The sequence below is a fragment of the Halobacillus sp. BBL2006 genome (assembly GCF_000786645.1).
Lineage (GTDB): Bacteria > Bacillota > Bacilli > Bacillales > Halobacillaceae > Halobacillus.
Genome location: NZ_JRNX01000790.1, coordinates 1 through 2098, shown reverse-complemented (window position 1 = coordinate 2098; position 2098 = coordinate 1). Strand labels below are relative to the sequence as shown.

The following is a 2098-nucleotide window of genomic DNA, read 5'->3' as shown; positions in this document are numbered from 1 at the left end:
GAAGCGATTCTTTCACTAAAAAATGTCGAAGAGTGTTACGAGTTTTTTGATGATTTGGCGACGATGAATGAGGTGCAGTCACTCGCACAGCGACTTGAAGTTGCGCGTATGCTGAGAGAAGGCTTCACTTATCATAAAATCGAGACGGAAACAGGGGCGTCAACGGCGACGATCTCCCGAGTGAAGCGCTGCTTGAACTACGGAAACGATGCATACACGCTTGCGCTGGACCGTGTGCAAGAAAAGCAAACAGAATAGATATAAGGGAAGGGCTGTCTCACGATTTGAGCAGTCTTTTTTTGTGGTAAGAGGTTACATCTAGCTTTACGCTTGCCGGGGCTCCGAAGGCACTTGCGCTTTTGTTCTGGACAGATCTTTAAGGTTCTCTTCTAATATTAAGTTGGCAAGCATACGCTAGTACAAACTTGTCTACATTGAAGGGGATTTTTCAAATGAAGTCCTTCATGAAAAAAGGAGCTTCGATTGTGGTCGGAAGCCTGCTTTTATCGCTGGGTATCAATTTTTTCCTCATTCCTGACCATGTGCTCGACGGCGGCATGATCGGCCTCGGCCTCATTGCTAATTACGTATGGGGGTTGAAAGTGGGGTTCACGATTATCTGCTTCAGCATTCCGATCTTTACACTTGCGTGGTTCCACTACCGCGCCTATTTTTATAACAGTATCCATGGGCTTCTTGTATCTTCGTTTTCGATTGACGTGTTAGGTGGTCTGCGCAATTATCATCTCACTATCGATCCGGCGGTCAGTTCGATTTTAGGCGGAGCGCTCGTTGGCGGCGGCATCGGGTTGATGCTTCGGAATCAGACGAGCACGGGCGGCACAGATCTCCTCGCCCAGATGATTGCGGATTGGCTGAAAATGAATGTCGGGTTCGTCATTTTCGCTTTCGACTTCTTAATCATAGGGATAAGCGGATACCTCTTTTCAACGCAGACGCTGATGCTGTCGACGATCACGATTTTGAGCGTGGCTCTTGTTACGATGTTATGTACGTCTTCGCGATTTCTTCATCATTCCACCCCTCATTAGAGACGGCTTCCGTTGTGAAGCGGTCTTTTTTTGCTTTGGAAAAGAGAATCTGGAACAGAGAATGAGCGTTAGAGGACAGAGCGCTTTCGTTAGGGAACAGAGCACCACACTTACGGAACAGACAGCTGATTCCTCCACCAAAGAAAGACATAAAAACTTCATCAATTTTTCTCTGCTATATCCATTCAACCCATGCAGCAAAGTTTGCTATAATGAGTGAATGGATATCTGTTTTTTTGGAGGACGGAAATGGACAACATGAGCGAATGGGATCATGTCTTCAAGCTTGATCCGAACAAAACGATTACCGATCAGGACTTACAATCTGTGTGTGAATCGGGGACCGATGCGATTATCGTCGGAGGAACGGATGGCATCACGTTTGAGAATGTGCACGATTTATTGGAACGCCTTCAGTCTTACGACGTTCCTTGTGTACTGGAAGTCTCGGATATGGAAGCAATTACCCCGGGTTTCGATGGCTACCTCATTCCGATCGTTCTGAACAGTCAGGATAAAAAGTGGATGCTGGATATTCAGCATCAAGCCGTGAAGGAATACGGAGACATGATTGACTGGAAGGATATGGTTACTGAAGGGTACTGTGTGCTGAATCCTGATGCGAAAGTATTTCAGCATACCGATTGCTGTCTTCCTAAAGAGGAAGACGTACTCGCGTATGCGCGAATGGCAGAGCATATGTTCCATTTGCCCGTTTTCTACTTAGAATATAGCGGAACCTACGGAGATCCGGAGCTAGTAAAAAGGATCGCCGAAGAACTGAACGAAACGACTCTCTTCTACGGCGGAGGCATCCATTCAGAGAAACAGGCGCTTGAAATGAGCGCGCTTGCGGATGTCATCGTCGTCGGAAATATTATTTACGACAATATAGAAGCTGCTTTAGCGACGGTGCAGGCAGCGAAACAACCAAAGGATGGTGGATTATGACACAAGCAATGAATCCTTTAGTCAAAGGTTTGAATGAACAACAACGAAACGCAGTGATCCATACCGAAGGACCGCTTTTAATTATGGCAGGTGCA

The 2098-nt window shown here is 46.4% G+C and carries 3 protein-coding genes; all 3 read left to right on the top strand.

The annotated features are described in order from the left end of the window. On the top strand, positions 1–258 hold a 258-nt coding region (locus LD39_RS19710; RefSeq protein WP_035552386.1), incomplete at its 5' end, for a YerC/YecD family TrpR-related protein. A 194-nt stretch (positions 259–452) separates the two neighbouring features. Continuing rightward, positions 453–1052: a YitT family protein gene (locus LD39_RS19705; RefSeq protein ID WP_052158971.1), complete on the top strand. Its 600-nt coding sequence runs from the start codon at positions 453–455 to the stop codon at positions 1050–1052. Between the two features lie 249 nt (positions 1053–1301). Further along, positions 1302–2003: a heptaprenylglyceryl phosphate synthase gene (locus LD39_RS19700; protein WP_035552383.1), complete on the top strand. Its 702-nt coding sequence runs from the start codon at positions 1302–1304 to the stop codon at positions 2001–2003. Positions 2004–2098: the final 95 nt, after the last annotated feature.

Bases quoted from the DNA above. Each gene is read 5' to 3' on its own strand.
- LD39_RS19700 (WP_035552383.1), top strand. From the start codon at position 1,302: ATGGACAACATGAGCGAATGGGATCATGTCTTCAAGCTTGATCCGAAC.
- LD39_RS19705 (WP_052158971.1), top strand. From the start codon at position 453: ATGAAGTCCTTCATGAAAAAAGGAGCTTCGATTGTGGTCGGAAGCCTG.